A 12,772-nucleotide genomic window follows, 5' to 3' on the forward strand; every position below is an offset into this window, starting at 1 on the left:
CATGAAAAGTAAAAGCATTTCCAATCCAAAAGCGGCGGCACTGGGGCTGCAACATCTGTTAGCCATGTATTCGGGGTCGGTGCTGGTGCCGATTCTGATCGGTGCCTCTTTGCACTTTACTTCAGAGCAGATGACCTACCTGGTTTCGATTGATATTTTTATGTGTGGCATTGCCACTGCTTTACAGGTATTTGGCAATAAATATTTTGGTATTAAATTACCGGTTGTTTTAGGCTGTGCGGTGCAAGCCGTGGCACCGTTAATTATGATCGGACAGAAATTCAATTTTCAAACCATGTACGGTGCCATTATCGTCGCTGGTTTGTTTGTCTTTCTGATCGGCGGGGCGTTTTCAAAACTGCGCTTTTTGTTTCCGCCGCTCGTGACCGGCTCACTGATTACGGTCATCGGATTATCGTTAATTCCGGTCGCCTTCCAGAATCTTGGGGGCGGCTCCACAACAGCTAAAGATTTCGGCAATATGACGAATCTTCTGGTCGGTACGTTCACGGTGTTGCTGATTCTGGCCATTAATGTTTGGGGCAGAGGCTTTTTGCACTCTATTGCCATTCTGGTCGGCTTGATTGCCGGTACAGTGTTAGCCGGTTTTTTCGGGTTGGTAAGTTTCCAGCCGGTCGTCGAGGCTAGTTGGTTTCATGTGCCGACGCCATTTTATTTTGGGGTACCGCATTTTGAATGGAGTTCGATCGTCACGATGATTTTGATTTCGATGACGTCGATGGTTGAGAGTACTGGCGTTTTCTTTGCTTTAGGGGATATTGTCGGGCGTAAAATTGAAGCGGATGATTTGAAACGTGGCTATCGCGCGGAGGGCTTGGCAGTCATGTTAGGCGGTTTGTTTAACACCTTCCCATACACGACCTTCTCGCAAAACGTCGGCTTAGTGCAGCTTTCGGGCATTAAAACGCGAAAACCAGTCATCTATTCGGCAATTTTCCTGGTTATTTTGGGCTTATTGCCAAAAATTGGTGCCTTGGCCACCATCATTCCGGCTCCGGTTCTGGGTGGCGCGATGCTAGTGATGTTTGGCATGGTGGCGGTACAAGGAATTCGGATGTTGCAACAGGTTGATTTTGAAAATGATAAGAATCTGCTGGTTGCCGCGATCTCGATTGGCCTGGGTTTAGGGGTGACTGTTCAGCCGCATATCGTCCAGTTTTTACCGAAGACCATTCAACTGCTTTTCGGGTCGGGGATTTTGATGACCAGCTTGAGTGCCGTGTTGTTGAACTGGATTTTCAATTCACCCAGTCGGACACTGGAAATGCCGATTGATCGCGGTTTAAACGAAAATGATTCAGATAAATAAAGTCAAAGCGAGGAACAAATGTGACGCAATTTATTAGTCCAGGAGCCACTATTGGCATCATCGGCGGCGGAGTTTCAGCTTTTCGCATGGCTGATACCGCCAGTCTGATGGGCATGCGTACAGTGGTTTTGGCACCCACGCAAACCGATATTGCGCTTGAAAAAGCCGATATTCCCTTGGTAGGTAAGTCGGATGACCGCACTGCGTTAAAAGAATTGACGCAAATGAGTACGGTGATGACGTTTACCGACGAGAATGTGGACGGCGCGATCTTAGCGGAGTTAGCAACCGCGAGTCAATTGCCTTCAGGAAGCGACATTTTGACGGTAACGCAGGATCGTTATCTGGAAAAAGTCTTTCTTGACGATCTCAACATGAATATTTTGCCTTATACCCAGGTGATCACGCCTGGCGATATTAATGAAGCGATTGATACGATTGGCTATCCCGCCTTATTGAAGCCAATTCAAAAAGGGATGGGGGTCGATCAGCAGTTATTGTTGTCGACACCGGATGATGTGGATCGCGCTAAGCAACTGTTGCAACAACGTCCTTATATTTTGGAAGCCTATTTGCAAAATATCAAAGAGGTGGCCGTGATGGTGGCAAAAGCCGGCACGACCATTCGAATCGGTCCGGTCATTCAAAATTATTTTGACCACCATCAGCTCAAAGCTTCATCGGTGCGCGCTGACGTTGATCCGGCCGTTATTGTGGAGATCCGGCGCATTGCCGAAAAAATTGCCAAGAAACTTGACTACACCGGCATTTTCAGCCTTGAGTTCTTCTTGGCGACTAATGGCACGTTGTACGTCAAGCGAGTTTACCCGGGGCCGAAGTTATACGGTCATCTTATGCAGAGCACCAGCGACATTTCCGAATACGAGTTACATCTGCGGGCCATTCTTGGTTGGCCGTTACCGGAATTGGAACTGGCTGAGGACGGGGTTGGTATTCCGCTCCGGCAAAAAGATATGGATGCGGTGTTGACGCAAATTCAAATCAAGCCTGACTGGCGCTTCGCTTTCTATCCGAACGGTGGCGAGTTAGTCGGTGAAATTGAAATCGTTGGCGATTTGAAGGCCATCAAAGACAGTATTAACGCAACCGGACATTTTGTTATTCAGTAACGTTTTTATCAAGCTATAAGTTTTCGGATCGGTCAGTTAGTGGTTATTAATTGGATGGATCTGAACCTCATGGATCTTAAAAGTCGTGCTCACCTTAGAGGAGGAAAAAACCTGTGATTCCGCGTTATAGTCGCCCTGAGATGGCGGCAATTTGGTCAGAAAAGAACCGGTACGCTGCTTGGCTGGAAGTTGAAATTTTGGCGGCCGAAGCTTGGTCTAAGTTAGGAGAAATCCCGGCCAGCGACGTCAAGGCCTTGCGTGCCAATGCAAAATTCGATGTTGATCGGATTCATGAAATCGAAGCCGTGACCCATCATGATGTGGTCGCCTTTACCCGCGATGTTTCCGAAAGCCTTGGACCGGAGAAAAAGTGGGTTCATTTTGGCTTAACCAGTACCGATGTGGTCGATACGGCGCAAGGATACTTATTAAAGCAGGCTAATCAGATTCTGCGTTCGGATCTGGATGCCTTAAAAGCGAGCTTGGCAAAATTAGCGAAGGCGCACAAGGATACGGTGATGATGGGGCGGACGCATGGTGTCCACGCTGAGCCGACGACATTCGGTCTCGTGGTTGCGACGTGGTACTCCGAGCTTAATCGGGATATTCGGCGATTTGAAGATGCCGCAAATGATGTTGAAGCAGGTAAGATTAGCGGTGCCGTGGGAACGTTTGCCAATACGCCGCCAGCGGTTGAAGCCTATGTGACCAAGCAACTGGGCATTCGGGCACAGGAAATCTCAACGCAGGTGCTGCCACGTGATCTGCACGCACATTACATTCAGACGCTTGGATTGATTGCGACCTCGGTTGAACGGTTTGCCTTGCAAATCCGCCATATGCAGCGTACGGAGGTTCATGAGGTCGAAGAGCACTTTAACAAAGGCCAAAAAGGTTCCAGTGCGATGCCGCATAAGCGTAATCCGATCGGTTCAGAGAATGTCTCAGGGTTAGCCCGTGTCATCCGCGGTTACGAAACGCCAGCATTAGAAGACGTTTTACTGTGGCATGAGCGCGATATTTCACATTCCAGTGCCGAACGGATCATGTTGCCGGACGCCACCGGCCTGCTGGATTATATCCTGCACCGCTTTACCAGCATCCTTGATCACTTGGACGTCTTCCCAGAACGGATGAAGGCAAACATGAATCTGACACACGGTTTGATTTATAGTCAGCGGGTTATGCTCAAACTCATCGAAAGTGGTCTGAGTCGTGAGCAAGCCTACGATCTGGTTCAGCCAAAAACAGCAGTTGCCTGGGATGAACATCGTGATTTTCGGCCGTTGCTCGAGGCAGATCCTGAAATCATGGGTCGGCTGTCCAGGGCCGATTTGGATGACGCCTTTGACTATCATTATCACCTCAAGCATGTTGACGAAATATTCAAGCGTGTTGGGTTAGCATAACTTACCCGCTGCACGTTTTGGTAAGTGAAGACCAAAAAACCGGTTCTAGACATCAATTTGTCTAGAGCCGGTTTTTGCTTAAAGTGTAAGATTTAAATGAGTCAGGTTATTTGGCAATAGCGTTTAAAGATAATACCGGTGGCTGTTCCCACGCATTTTGGGGATTGGCGCTTAATAGTGATTGATCTGTCGTCAAGACAAGCAGGCAGCTGTCGGTTTGCTGCAAGGCGCGACTGGCTTCGGTTAAAAAGGAACGGGTGACTTGTGGGTCAAACACTTCAGCACGGCCGCTTAGCAGCAAATAACGTTTTTTACCCACTAAGCCACGATAAAATTGCAGGTATAGCCGTTGCATGGTGTCCAATGTAGCAGCTGGCTGATCGAGGATTGGCGAGTTGTTATTCAGCCATTCCGGCAAAAAGTCCGTGTTCTTGCTGTGCCCATTGATGTACAGATTATTGCGGACACTGAGATAATCCAAAATGCCAGTGTCGCGGCTGCTGATAAAAGCAAGCTGTTTCATCAAACCGCCGCTCGCAAAATTCTTAATATACTGATCACGGAGGTCGTTCAGTGCTTCCTCGTCTGGCACATACAGATACTGAATCGTTTTGGGTGCGAAGAGCTTCGCAAGATTTTCACGATACACATCAAGTTGTTTTGACCGAAATAACATAGCAATCTCCTAACGCGGCATGACTCGCCGCTTGCGAATCATTGAAAGCGGGGTCACTAATCCCAGAGTGGTGATGAAAATCACGGCCATCCCATTACCTAAAGTTGTTAAAAAGCCGGTTGGTTGGGTGATTTCATCCGTTCTACCGCCGTAATAAAATAAAGTTTCTCGAGTAAATCCGGTTAGGTGACGGGCAAATAATTGCCGAAAAGCCCGGTTCATATCCACACTTTGATAGCCTTCCTGCAGCAGATGGCCAAAAACGGAGCGGTTGGCGCTGGTTAGAAACTGGATCAATTGGTCATTAAACAGAATGATCAAAAAGACAGTGATCATAAAGCTGATCCAGAAACTAAAGAAAGCTTCAAAAGCATACTGCAAGCCAATTGACATACTGCTTTTGCCCACTAAATAAAGCGCATCGGTTTCAGAGCGGCGGTGATACCATAGCCAAGCCGTTCCGATCAGCCAGCAGATAGCATTGAAAATCATAACCCGATTCACCAATGATTGTGCGGACTGAACCATTTTGATATGTGCCTGACCAACCTGCGTACTTAGCAGAATGGCTTCTTTATTTTGATCGCCAAAAGAATTAAGACGCTGCAGAAATGCCCCCTGTGCGGATTGGTCGATCATTTCACTCGTCATCAGCATGATGCTGATCAAGCAGAACGCAACCGACAGCAGCATCATCACAATGTAATAACGGCGATGATAACGGAAACCCGAGAACGTTCGCTCAAAGAAATGCATCTACCCGTTCACCTCATAAGCAGTATAAGCAAAGAATTTGAACAAAGTGTGAACTTAAAGCGAGCATTCACTATGTTATTTGATTTGTTTGGTTCGAATGTCGACTGTTTCGGAGCTGCTAGATTCGGATTCGCTTGCAGACGAATCGGTTTGTGCCTGGACTTTTTCAGGGAAATCGGTGATTGGCTGGGTGTCATCGGCTAATTCAGGAGCATCGGTTTGATAGAGGTTTGTGGTTGATTGGTCATTATTTTTACTGTAGAGACTGGTACTCTTGCTGCCGCGACTGTGTTCGAGCGACAAGACCTTGCTAAGACTCTGGTTGTAGTCATACTGGCCCGGATTAACCGGTTTGAACCCCAACGGCACATAGAAACGTAACAAATTACGATTGGCCACATCGTCAGAGAGGCTTAACCGCGTATCAACCGATTTCTGGTCTTTGGTGATGGCCGCCTGCAAAGTAGGGGTCATGGTCACAAGTTTACCGGTTGTGTTGTCATAAACCTTGCTGCCTAAAACAGTGTATTTCGGTGTTACAAAATTATGGTTTCGAAATGCAACAACATCATCATGCTGGCTCGAAAGCAGATCCGTGCCAAACTGAACATAGCGTTTACTGCTGATGCCCAGCAAGTGCAATAATGTCGGCAAAACATCAATTTCACCGCCATACGTATTGTTGATACCGCCTTTGAGGCCTGGCATGTGGAAGATTAACGGAACACGCTGTAACTGCGCATTATCAAACGCTGTCCACTTGCTGGGATCTTTGCCTAATAACGGCGCCAAGGTCGTGTTACGGTCGTTGCTAATCCCAAAATGATCCCCGTAAAGCATGACCAGTGAATTCTTTTCCAAACCGCTGGCTTTCAGGTAATTGAAGAACTCGCGTAACGCCTCATCCAGATAATGAGCCGTTTTAAAATAGCCATTAATCGTTGCGTCATCGGTCCCAGCATCTGGAAAGTCGGAATCTGCTTGCGTAATATAAAACGGATTATGATTGCTGGTCGTAATGATCTTCGTGTAAAACGGCTGTTGTAGATGCTCCAAATATTTCGGCGTTTCAGCCAGCATCAATTTATCTTTAATGCCGTATTCCGTTGCGGCCTTTTCGTCATGATTATAAAAGTTACCGGAAAAGTAATCATCGTAGCCAAGGCTTTTATAAACATTGTCTCGGTTCCAGAAAGAAGCAGAACCACCATGAAAGACTGCGCTTGTATAACCCGCGCGTTGTTTAAGAATGGCCGGGGCACCTTCAAAGGTATTTTCCGTGCCAAGACTGCTGAACAGCGAGCCATTGGCAATCCCGAACGTGCTGGTTTCCAACATGTTTTCTGCATCACTGGTTTTACCTAGACCGACTTGGTGGAAGAAGTTGTTGAAACTGAGCGTGTCCTTTTCCTTGATCAATGAATTGAGAAACGGCGTGACTTCCTGGCCGTCAATTTTCTGGCCGATCAGAAACTGCTGGAAACTTTCAAGGTGAATGATAATGACATTCTTGCCCTTGGCTGCCCCGTAATAACTGGCATTGGGCGCGGCGTAATGAGAGCGAGTGTATTGCAAAACCGGATCAAGGTTGGCACTGTCTGCCTGGGCGCGAACCTGGTTGTTCTGGGCGGTTTTCGCCGCATCATAAACCGTAAAAGGTGCCAACCCTAAGTATTTGACAATGTAATTGCGGTCAAAAGTTCGGGTCAGGAGCTGCGGGCGATTCATTTCACTGGTAGCAGTGAGCAAGGCAAAAAAGGCCACGCCAAACACCGTTACTGCTTGCGGTAAGTGGTAAGGCATGCGGCTGGTATCAAGCGATAAGCCAAAATGCGGCCATTTCAGTGGTTGATTGTGAATATAGCGCCAGATGTTCCAAATGCTATAACCCAGATAAGTTAACGCAACCAGGGCAATATCCAGTACATAAATGATGTCATGTGGCTTCACCATGCTTAGTGAACTGGCACCAAGTCCCTGGCTGACCTTTGAAACGCCTAGGATGGTGGTCACCGTCAGAAAATCGGTGAACTCACGATAGTAAAGGACGTTAGCGAGCAATAATAAGTTACTTAATATGTAGACAATGATGCCAACCAGATAACCACGCCGCGCATGTTTTGGATAAAGCCCTAACGAGAGCAAAATGATGCCAGTGCCTAAGGGGTTGAGGATGAGTAAGGTATATTGAAGCGGGTCGTTCAGGCCTAGCGAGAAATCAAAAAAATAGCCAAAAAGCGTTTTAGCCCACAGTAAAAAAAGCAGGAGCGCCAAAAAGCCGATCCGGGTATTGCGAAGCCACAATAAAAGGCGATTGAGTCGTAACCGTTTCAAAGCGGTAACTCCTTTCCACTTTGTTCTTTGTCATTGTACCCGCAAATAGGCAATTGCACAAAGAGCGCGAGCGGGGCCGGTTAGAAACCGGAGCATAAGTGGCCTTGATCGTAATGGCCGGGCTTTGGCCATTACGATCAAGGTCCTTATGTGCAGGTTTCTGGCCACGCGAACGCGTTTAAGTCAGAGCGTGAGCGGGGCCGGTTAGAAACCGGAGTGTAAGTGGCCTCGGGCGTGATGGCCGGGCTTTGGCCATTACGCCCGAGGTCCTTACATGCAAGCTTTTGCGCCAGTGAACGCGTTTGATTTTTTCAGCCAACATTTCCGCACCGAAACAGCATACCGCAACTAGGTCAAATCCAGTCAAGACTGGCTGATTCTTATGGAGTCTTTAAAAGTTATTGAAATCCAGATGTACGGTGGGTATCCGGTAGGTGGTTTGCTACAATGACTACTGGAGGTAACGCGATGCTTTTTTTGGGGCCATTCTACAATTGGATTAACAGCACATCATTAAGCCGGGTGAACCATTTTCCCTTGGTGCGGCTGGTGGTTTATAGCCTAGACAAAACGATCCTTTACCTATTAATATTTGCGGCATTACGGTGCTTCTGGTTGTTGACGACCCACCGGCGCACGTCATTTGGCCATGAGCTTAAACTGGGCCTGTTTGTGGGCTATCTAATCTTACTGTTTGCGTTGACAGTTTTCCGTGATGTTTATTACCCATGGCAGTTGACGTTTCATTGGGATCGACCGCTATCGGTAATTAACTTACAGCCGCTCGTTGAGACGCTGAAATTGCGACAGGCAGCGAGTCATTTTGATTTGTGGTATCAGTCACTTGGCAACGTTGCCTGGTTTATGCCATTAGGATTTGGCATTCCCTGGATCAGCACACATCGGCGGCGACTTGGTTCAGCAATCGCGATCGGACTGGTGACCTCGTTAAGCATTGAAACGCTGCAATTCTTGCTGATCAGCGGGGTGGCCGATATTGACGATGTGATTTTTAATTTGATTGGCGCCATCCTGGGTTACGGTTTTTACCGCATGTGGCATCTACATCGCTAACCGGTGTCGAAAAGATTTTTGCGTGCCGAGTATCGATTAAACCAAAAGTTCTCTTAGTTTTCTAACTGATTTTTTGGTTGTTTTGCTACTGGAAAACCGATAGAATACTAGCCTGTATTCTATTTTTAGCTTAACGATACGATATATAGAAAGAGGCGCGTTATGGTAATTTTACTTGCGCTGATCCCGATGTTTGCCTGGGGCTCCATTGGTTTGGTCAGTGGAAAACTTGGAGGCAATGCGTATCAGCAAACTTTGGGAATGACGTTTGGCGCGCTGGTTTTCGGCGTTGGAACCTTGCTCGTCATGCACCCGGCGCTAGATAGCAAAACCTGGCTGCTTGGCATTATTTCCGGGCTTTTTTGGGCGTTGGGCCAAGGCCAGCAGTTTCAATCAATGAAGTATATGGGTGTCTCGATGACCATGCCCATCTCCACCGGCATGCAACTCATTGCGACCACACTGGCTGGCGCGCTGTTGTTTCACGAATGGCATAATGGCAGGGATGTAACGCTTGGCATTTTGGCGTTGGCATTGCTGATTATTGGTGCCACGTTAACGTCACGACGCGAACAAAACGATGATGTCACTTCTGCGTCTGGCGTGTCCAAAGGCATCCGGACCTTGCTGATTTCTACAGCGGGATATGCCGGGTACACCATCATCGTCAATGCAGGGCAATTAGGGGCACTGGCAGTCGTCATGCCGCAATCTGTGGGGATGATTATTGGCGCCTTATTGATGAGCATTGGTCATCAGCCTTTTGCCAAGGCAACTGTGAAGAATATTTTGACAGGTCTGCTTTGGGGCACTGGGAATGTCTTCATGCTCTTATCCATGGCGAAAGTCGGGTTGGCAGTTTCTTACTCGCTCTCGCAAATGGGCATTGTCATTTCGACATTTGGCTCCATTTACTTACTCGGCGAACGCAAGACGCACAAGGAAATGGTCTGGGTCAGCTGGGGTTCGGCACTCGTTATTCTCGGCGGCGTTGTGCTGGGCATCATGAAAGCAAAGTAATCTGATGAGAAGTTGCCGGATTGCTTGCTTTTTTACAAATTCAATTTTAAAGTTAACTTGTTAGAGTGTGAATTTGAACAGCGCCTTTTGCTGGTTAAAATTTTGTTTGGAAGCGGTGCCGCAACCTTTTTATGGTGGCGGTCAAAGCAAAAGTTTTGTCAGCAATTGACGTATTTAGAGGAGGAACGCACACGATGTCGTACATCAAATTTGATTCATCTAAGCTGGACAAGTTCGTTCATGCCAATGAGCTTGAACAGATGCAGCCGTTGGTAACTGCAGCTGACAAGGAATTGCGTGAAGGAACCGGTGCCGGTAAGGAATTTCGCGGTTTTCTTGACTTGCCGGTTAATTATGATAAAGATGAGTTTGCCCGGATCAAGGCAGCAGCCAAGAAGATTCAGGGTAACTCACAGGTCTTCGTTGCGATCGGGATTGGCGGTTCTTATTTAGGCGCACGGATGGCCGTTGATTTTCTTTCCCAGACCTTCCGCAACCTTGATCCTGATTTGAAGTTCCCAGAAGTTTATTTTGCAGGTAACTCAATCTCCGGTACTTATCTGGCTGACTTGCTCGACATCATTGGTGATCGCGACTTCTCGATCAATGTCATCAGCAAGTCCGGTACGACAACTGAACCTTCAATTGCTTTCCGCATTTTGAAGGCCAAGTTAATTGAAAAGTATGGCAAGGAAGGCGCCAAGGAACGGATCTATGCCACAACCGATCGGGCCAAGGGTGCTTTGAAGCAAGAAGCTGACGCTGAAGGCTACGAAGAATTCGTTGTGCCGGATGATGTTGGTGGCCGCTTCTCCGTTATGTCTGCCGTGGGTCTGTTACCAATTGCCGTAGCTGGCGGCGACATCGATGAAATGATGCGCGGACTCGGCGATGGTCGCAAAGCCTATGCATCAGCTGACTTGAAGGAAAACGAAGCCTATCAATACGCTGCTTTGCGGAACATCCTGTATCGCAAAGGCTACACCACCGAATTGCTGGAAAATTACGAACCAACGCTTCAGTATCTGGGCGAATGGTGGAAACAACTGATGGGTGAATCTGAAGGTAAAGACCAAAAGGGGATCTATCCTTCAAGCGCCAACTTCAGTACCGACCTTCACAGTCTCGGCCAGTACATCCAAGAAGGTTTGCGCAATTTAATGGAAACCGTTGTTTGGGTTGAAGAACCTAATCGCGATCTGACCATTCCAGACGACGCCCAGAACCTCGACGGCCTCGGCTATCTTGCCGGCAAGAAGATGTCCTTTGTCAACCGCAAAGCCTATGAAGGCGTTGTTTTGGCACACACGGATGGCGGCGTACCGGTTATGACCGTCTCCATTCCTAAACAAGATGCTTACACCTTGGGTTATCTGATCTACTTCTTTGAAGCAGCCGTTTCAATCTCCGGTTACTTGAATGGCATCAACCCATTCAACCAGCCAGGCGTTGAAGCTTATAAGAAGAACATGTTCGCATTGCTCGGTCGTCCTGGGTATGAGGATATGACCAAGGAATTGAATGCGCGGCTGTAGTCGTGAGGGTTTGTGCGTTTTGAAATAGTTTAGAATAGAAGCCTCAAAATTGGGTTGTAAATGTTCGTGGCTGAATTTTGGCTGAATAGCCAAAGTTAGCCGTGCATTTCTATCACCATTTTTGAGGCTTTTTTGCGTATTCATTCATTGAGGTATTTTTCAAATCGCCGATGATTTTCCTGTTTTTTGGCAGGAGAGATCTCCGCATATATCTGCGTAGTTGAAACATTTTTTGCCCTAAGTCATCTTTAATGTCATCAAGACTCAATCCTGCTTCACGCATTAAAACAGCATGGGTGTGCCTTAGATCGTGAATTCGAATGTGGGGAAGATTTGCTCGTTTGGTGATGCGATTGAATGCGCCTGTCGTCGCGCGCGGGTATAGGTTCACCGAATTTTGCCTTAGTCGAATATGTGAAGACAAAACCTTGGTTATGTGGGCAATTTGGCATCATCCATGATGACGCCGAGATCTTTTAGTCCTGCAACTACTGGAATGGTATTCAAGCTAACACTGCCATTATATAGTGTGATGTGACAGTTCACACCACCAACAACAAGTCCATTAGTAATAGGCTGCGATATTATGAATTATGGCATAAGGTTGGTTCGGCTCCATCTGCCACCGGCTGGAGGCCTTATCAGCAAGTGTATTACCGAACTCAAACCGCGAACTGAGCAAACTTGGTTAGATAGCTGCAACAATGTCACAACAGTCGCATTGTACGACGGCTGTGCTGGCGTGCCTGGTAAGCTACTTGACTGTTTGCAAAAAGCAGCCCATTCTTGATTTAGTTTGTAAATATGCTAATATTGCTTCATGGAAAAGAAGTATGTGTTAGTTAGCTTTATGTCTAAGCAGTCTCTAATAGATGTCGCCCAGGTGGCTTTAAATGGTTCCACCTATGAATTAAAAGGAACCGAGATCCTTAACGTTTATAAAGACAATGATAATTGGGTCTTCGAAATCAAAAACGATAAGAAAATTATAAAGTCATTTTTTATTGTACCCAAAAGTGGTGGGGGCTTTCTAGATATTTCGGCTTTGGAACGGGTTAATAGTCAGGCTGAATCCATGTTTCGCGAGGATTCCTTGTATGGTATTAAAGATAGACCTGGATTAGATAGAATTGTTAACTCGATTTTTAACGGATTTGGTGGAGAAGAGTTTTATCCAGGTGTTTTGCGTAAAGCCACCGCCTATTGGTATAAACTTGCAACCACACAAATGTTTTATAATGGGAATAAGCGCACTGCTTTACTTGCAGCTTTGGAAATGCTAGTAAGTAATGGATATGTGTTGAACAACTTGAGCGGTAAGGAGCTGTACGATATAACTCTTGCGATAGCGGCTAAGGAACTTAGCAAAGAATCATTGTGGGAATATGTGTTGAAGAATAGCTCTCTGCAATATTTTAATACTCGAAGTGAAGCTTTAAATTCTGACCGTTGGGTACAACTCAATTTTAAAGTTGACGAAAATGCCGATCTGGATTAGAAGGAAGGAA

Annotated in this window: 10 protein-coding genes and 1 pseudogene; 7 read left to right on the forward strand and 4 right to left on the reverse strand. The window is 46.8% G+C overall.

The window, feature by feature from the left end; all coding sequences use genetic code 11:
• Position 1 precedes the first annotated feature (1 nt).
• The 3 genes from LHUE1_RS10995 (at position 2) to purB (ending at position 3,869) form a co-directional block, all read left to right on the forward strand.
• A complete protein-coding gene (locus tag LHUE1_RS10995; RefSeq protein WP_049172265.1) occupies positions 2-1,330 on the forward strand; it encodes a nucleobase:cation symporter-2 family protein in 1,329 nt (442 codons plus the stop codon).
• Positions 1,331-1,350: 20 nt separating this feature from the next.
• Positions 1,351-2,460, forward strand: coding sequence for an ATP-grasp domain-containing protein (locus LHUE1_RS11000; protein WP_010488961.1), 1,110 nt, complete (start codon positions 1,351-1,353; stop codon positions 2,458-2,460).
• A 113-nt stretch (positions 2,461-2,573) separates the two neighbouring features.
• On the forward strand, positions 2,574-3,869 hold the full coding sequence (purB, locus tag LHUE1_RS11005) for an adenylosuccinate lyase (protein ID WP_049172263.1): 1,296 nt from the start codon (positions 2,574-2,576) through the stop codon (positions 3,867-3,869).
• Positions 3,870-3,975: 106 nt separating this feature from the next.
• Here the strand turns inward: purB and LHUE1_RS11010 are convergent, their stop codons facing one another.
• The 3 genes from LHUE1_RS11010 to LHUE1_RS11020 all read right to left on the reverse strand — a co-directional run bounded on the left by LHUE1_RS11010 (position 3,976) and on the right by LHUE1_RS11020 (position 7,635).
• On the reverse strand, positions 3,976-4,545 hold the full coding sequence (locus LHUE1_RS11010) for a hypothetical protein (protein ID WP_049172261.1): 570 nt from the start codon (positions 4,543-4,545) through the stop codon (positions 3,976-3,978).
• A gap of 9 nt (positions 4,546-4,554) precedes the next feature.
• Positions 4,555-5,301, reverse strand: coding sequence for a hypothetical protein (locus LHUE1_RS11015; protein ID WP_049172259.1), 747 nt, complete (start codon positions 5,299-5,301; stop codon positions 4,555-4,557).
• A 75-nt stretch (positions 5,302-5,376) separates the two neighbouring features.
• Positions 5,377-7,635 carry an LTA synthase family protein gene (locus LHUE1_RS11020; RefSeq protein ID WP_049172257.1) on the reverse strand — a complete coding sequence of 753 codons (2,259 nt, stop codon included), beginning with the start codon at positions 7,633-7,635 and terminating at the stop codon, positions 5,377-5,379.
• Between the two features lie 468 nt (positions 7,636-8,103).
• Between LHUE1_RS11020 and LHUE1_RS11025 the strand changes: the two genes are divergently transcribed.
• The 3 genes from LHUE1_RS11025 (at position 8,104) to LHUE1_RS11035 (ending at position 11,264) form a co-directional block, all read left to right on the forward strand.
• A complete protein-coding gene (locus LHUE1_RS11025) occupies positions 8,104-8,709 on the forward strand; it encodes a VanZ family protein (protein WP_049172256.1) in 606 nt (201 codons plus the stop codon).
• A 162-nt stretch (positions 8,710-8,871) separates the two neighbouring features.
• A complete protein-coding gene (locus LHUE1_RS11030; RefSeq protein ID WP_049172254.1) occupies positions 8,872-9,729 on the forward strand; it encodes a GRP family sugar transporter in 858 nt (285 codons plus the stop codon).
• Positions 9,730-9,923: 194 nt separating this feature from the next.
• The gene (locus LHUE1_RS11035; protein WP_049172252.1) at positions 9,924-11,264 is read left to right on the forward strand and encodes a glucose-6-phosphate isomerase; all 1,341 of its coding nucleotides are present in this window, start codon (positions 9,924-9,926) and stop codon (positions 11,262-11,264) included.
• A gap of 140 nt (positions 11,265-11,404) precedes the next feature.
• On the opposite strand, the pseudogene LHUE1_RS11040 reads toward LHUE1_RS11035, so the two are convergent.
• Positions 11,405-11,701, reverse strand: a pseudogene (locus tag LHUE1_RS11040) (tyrosine-type recombinase/integrase); the annotation flags it as partial.
• 398 nt (positions 11,702-12,099) lie between these two features.
• Here LHUE1_RS11040 and LHUE1_RS11045 point away from each other — a divergent pair.
• Positions 12,100-12,762 (forward strand): type II toxin-antitoxin system death-on-curing family toxin, encoded by a 663-nt coding sequence (locus tag LHUE1_RS11045; RefSeq protein WP_049172250.1) that lies wholly within the window; start codon positions 12,100-12,102, stop codon positions 12,760-12,762.
• Positions 12,763-12,772 lie beyond the last annotated feature (10 nt).

The organism is Lacticaseibacillus huelsenbergensis (assembly GCF_029726355.1).
GTDB classification, from domain to species: domain Bacteria; phylum Bacillota; class Bacilli; order Lactobacillales; family Lactobacillaceae; genus Lacticaseibacillus; species Lacticaseibacillus casei.